The sequence below is a fragment of the Proteus penneri genome (assembly GCF_003144535.1).
Lineage (GTDB): Bacteria > Pseudomonadota > Gammaproteobacteria > Enterobacterales > Enterobacteriaceae > Proteus > Proteus penneri.
This window is the reverse complement of the sequence record NZ_PHFJ01000022.1, coordinates 1-1,425: the sequence shown is the minus strand read 5'-3', so window position 1 is coordinate 1,425 and position 1,425 is coordinate 1. Positions and strand designations below refer to the sequence as shown.

The following is a 1,425-nucleotide window of genomic DNA, read 5'->3' as shown; positions in this document are numbered from 1 at the left end:
TATTGAACTGCACCCCAAAAGTTGGACACCAACTTTGGGGTGTTTTTCTATGGCTAAATATTCTCTTGATTTTAAACTAAATGTGATTAATTTTTATCTCAAAGGCAATAGTCGTCTATCGACGGCTAAGCATTTTTCTATTAATGATTCTCAGGTTCGTTGCTGGTGCTCCGCTTATCAATTGCATGGTATTGAGGGAATTAAGCCTCGAAAATCCAAAGTAATCTATTCTCTTGAGCTAAAAATGCATATATTGTCTCACATGGCAAAACATTCGCTTTCTGCCAGAGAAACAGCTGCTCTTTTTAATATTCCAGCCTTTACCACTATATTGGAATGGAAAAATATTATGGATATTCATGGTATTAAAGCACTAGTCCCCAAGAAAAAAGGAAGATCTACATTGACTAAAAAGAAAAAAGAATTACCTAAGGATGACAAAGATAAATCGGTTAAAGAACTTTTAAAGGAACTTGAGTATTTGCGTGCTGAGAATGCTTGCTTAAAAAAGTTACAAGAATTGCAGGAAACAAAACGACGGTAAAACAACGTGTTGCTGTCGTTAATCAATTAAAAATGATTTATCCGGTTTTGGTTTTATTACGTGCGCTTTCTTTATCAAAAAGTACGTTTTATTATCACCAAAAAAATAGTCATAATTCAAAAGACAAATTATTAAAAGATAAAATAAAGGAGATTTATCATCAACATAAAGGTCGATATGGTTATCGAAGGATCACTGCTGTACTGCGAAATGAAGTTGTTATTAACCATAAAAAAGTACAGCGGTTAATGCAGGTTCAGGGACTAAAATCTATTGTAAGACCTAAAAAATATCGCTCTTATAAAGGCCAATTAGGTCGAATTGCTGATAATCATCTCGAAAGAAATTTTAATGCCAGCAAGCCTAACGAAAAATGGGTTACTGATGTCACCGAATTTAAGGTAAAAGGTGAAAAGCTTTATCTTTCGCCTATTCTTGACTTATTTAATCAAGAAATTGTTTCCTATCAGATAGCTAGACGTCCTCATTACAACATGATTGAGCAGATGCTTACCCAAGCCTTTTCAAAATTGACTCAGAGAGGTGAGCTGATACTGCATTCAGATCAAGGATGGCAATACCAAATGAGCCATTATCAAAATAGCCTTAAGAAACAAGGGATTATTCAAAGTATGTCACGAAAAGGAAATTGTTTAGATAATGCAGTAATCGAGAATTTTTTTGGCATATTAAAAACAGAATGTTTTTATACAAAGCAATTTAGAGATTTGGATGAACTAGAAGAAGAGCTTCATGAATATATCAAGTATTACAATACTGAACGGATCAAGATAAAATTAAAAGGACTGAGCCCAGTTCAATACCGAACTCAGTCTTTACCTAACTAATTTAAACTGTCCAATAAATTGGGGTCAGTTCAT

Annotated in this window: 1 protein-coding gene; it reads left to right on the top strand. The window is 33.5% G+C overall.

The window, feature by feature from the left end; all coding sequences use genetic code 11:
- The first annotated feature begins 49 nt into the window (after positions 1-49).
- Positions 50-1,392 (top strand): IS3 family transposase gene (locus tag CUB63_RS17410; protein ID WP_411171987.1). Its coding sequence is split into 2 segments (ribosomal slippage): positions 50-500 and positions 500-1,392, totalling 1,344 coding nucleotides; the frame shifts between segments, so codons are not numbered across the junction.
- Positions 1,393-1,425: the final 33 nt, after the last annotated feature.